This is a genomic window from Pseudolysinimonas sp. (assembly GCF_031389465.1).
Classification (GTDB): Bacteria; Actinomycetota; Actinomycetes; order Actinomycetales; family Microbacteriaceae; genus Pseudolysinimonas_A.
The window spans coordinates 1-1,986 of record NZ_JANMSQ010000329.1; the positions used below are offsets into that span (position 1 = coordinate 1).

Consider the following 1,986-nt stretch of genomic DNA (forward strand, 5'->3'; position numbering starts at 1 on the left):
GCTCGGCCAGCAGGTGGGTGAGCGCCGCGTCGATGTTGTCGATGCTCTGCCGCAGCTCGGCGAGCTCCGTGCGGGTCTCGTCGTCCATCTCGGCCATGGCGACAGACTACCGAGCGAGAGTAGGTGGCACAGCGCTCGCGAGCCGCGCCTCGAGACCTGCACGTACCGTCGGCCACTCGTCGATGACGATCGAGTAGACGGCCGTATCCCGCCAGGTGCCATCGGCGCGACGCCGGTCGCGACGAACGATGCCCTCGAACGTCGCCCCGAGTTTGAGGATCGCCCCGCGGGACCGCTCGTTGCGAGCATCCGCCTGCAGCTTCACCCGCCCGAAGCCGTTGTCGAATGCCGCACCGAGCATGAGCAACTTCGCTTCCGGGTTCACCGCGCCTGCCCACACGCGCGGGTCCCACCCGGTCCAGCCGATGTGCGCGTGCTCGTTCTCCAGGTCGAGATCGGCGAGGCTGGACGCCCCGACGATCGTGCCCGCGTCGGGGCCGACCGTGAGCCGCGCGACGTAGGTGATGCCCTCTTCGTGCGGAAAGTGGCTGGGCGCCCACTCCGCGAACGCGGCTTCGTCGACGGGTAGCCCCGCTGGCCCGCCACCATAACCGCCCGCAAACACTTCGGGATGCCCGAGCGCCGCCCACAGGCCGGGCAGGTGTTCGGGGGCGAAGGGCTCGAGCCGGATGAACCGGCCGTCGAGCACGCGGCGATCGGGGCGGGTGGCACTCACCCCGACATCCTCCCAGTCGGCTGAACTCTAACTACTACTGTGTGGCCATGTCTTCGCACGGATCCAGCCGCTTCGACACGCCCGGCTGGCGGTTCGCCGGCGCCATCGTCTCGTGGGTGCTGTTCGCGTTCTTCTTCCTCGGGCTCTACCAGACCGCCGCCGTCGTCATCGGGCTCGGCGGGTTCTGCGCCTCGGGCGGAGCATTTGTGATCGAGACCGAGTGTCCCGAAGCGGTCGTCGTATTTGCCCCGCTCGGCATCTTCGGCATGTTCGCCGCCGCCGGCGTCGCGCTCTTCTTCGCCCGGGGGTTCGGGGTGTCGCTCGTCGCCTGGGCGTGGCCGATCCTGTTCGTCGGCCTCGGCATCCAGTTCATCCTCGGTGCAGTGAACGGCGTCGGGATCGTCAGCAACATCATCGTCGGCGTCTTGTTCATCGGGATGGGCCTCGCGCCCGTGGGATTCGTGCTCAGCAGCAAGGCAGTCGCGCCGACCCTCGTCGGGTCGGTGAGCATCACCGGTGCGCGCTTCCAGTACGAGGGCAAGGCGCGCCGCTACTTCGGTCTCACTCCGACCGAGGCGCAGGAGGTCACCACCCCGACCACCATCGACTGGGTCATCGCGCTCGGGCTCTGGGTCGTGTCGGTCGGGCTCGGCTCGTGGTTGTCGATCACCGCATTCAACGCGCTCGCAACCTCAGGCTGAGGTCTCCGCGTACGCTTCTGCGCATGACGCCCGAGGAGCTCGCCGATCTCGCGCATCTGCGTCGCACCCGCGACCTCATCGACCGGGAATACGCCCGCCCGCTCGACGTGCCCGAAATGGCGCAGCGGGCGCTCATGTCGCCGTCGCACTTCGCCCGGCGTTTCCGGGCTGCCTACGGCGAGACGCCGTACTCCTACCTGATGACGCGTCGCATCGAACGGGCTCAGGAGCTGCTGCGGCGCGGCGACCTCTCGATCACCGACGTGTGTCTCGCGGTCGGGTGTACATCGCTCGGCTCGTTCAGCTCGCGCTTCACCGAGATTGTCGGGATGACGCCCTCCGCTTATCGCGCACTCGACCACTCCGGGTGGCAGAACCTGCCGCCGAAGACCGTGATGGTGGGCACGAGGCCGAGCCGATCGGGGCCGGCACCGTCGAAGCCAACACCGTCGAGCAGGATCCGAGAAGCGGCCCCGGCATCCCGCGCGTAGTTTCGTGGCTATGACGATCTCCATCTCACACTTCCCCGTCATCGCCCCCGACGTCGAC

At 68.3% G+C, this 1,986-nt stretch carries 3 protein-coding genes; 2 read left to right on the plus strand and 1 reads right to left on the minus strand.

All coding sequences use genetic code 11. From position 1 onward, the window contains the following. Positions 1 to 106 precede the first annotated feature (106 nt). Complete coding sequence (locus RMO30_RS12600) at positions 107 to 736, minus strand: GNAT family protein (RefSeq protein WP_309714094.1); 630 nt, start codon at positions 734 to 736, stop codon at positions 107 to 109. Positions 737 to 783: 47 nt separating this feature from the next. Between RMO30_RS12600 and RMO30_RS12605 the strand changes: the two genes are divergently transcribed. Beyond that, positions 784 to 1,437 (plus strand): hypothetical protein, encoded by a 654-nt coding sequence (locus RMO30_RS12605; RefSeq protein WP_309714095.1) that lies wholly within the window; start codon positions 784 to 786, stop codon positions 1,435 to 1,437. 23 nt (positions 1,438 to 1,460) lie between these two features. Further along, a complete protein-coding gene (locus tag RMO30_RS12610) occupies positions 1,461 to 1,928 on the plus strand; it encodes a helix-turn-helix transcriptional regulator (RefSeq protein WP_309714097.1) in 468 nt (155 codons plus the stop codon). The last annotated feature ends 58 nt before the right edge of the window (positions 1,929 to 1,986 follow it).